The organism is Pseudoalteromonas sp. SG43-1 (genome assembly GCF_014164415.1).
Taxonomy (GTDB): Bacteria; Pseudomonadota; Gammaproteobacteria; order Enterobacterales; family Alteromonadaceae; genus Pseudoalteromonas; species Pseudoalteromonas distincta.
Map to the genome: position 1 here is coordinate 1 of NZ_JACJFD010000106.1, position 221 is coordinate 221.

Below are 221 nucleotides of genomic sequence, written 5' to 3' on the forward strand. Positions count from 1 at the left end.
ATTGCGATGGGGGGACGGAGCAGGCTAAACAAGCATGGCGTTGGTAGTCCATGTGAAAGTGAGTAGGTTGGCGACTTAGGTAAATCCGGGTTGCTATTAAGACTGAGACACGAGACGAGTCACTAAGGTGATGAAGTTGTTGATGCCATACTTCCAGGAAAAGCCTCTAAGCTTCAGATTATATGGAATCGTACCCCAAACCGACACAGGTGGTCAGGTAG

The 221-nt window shown here is 48.4% G+C and carries 1 rRNA gene; it reads left to right on the plus strand.

The annotated features are described in order from the left end of the window. Positions 1 to 221: ribosomal RNA gene (locus H5159_RS21285) — 23S ribosomal RNA — on the plus strand; the annotation flags it as partial.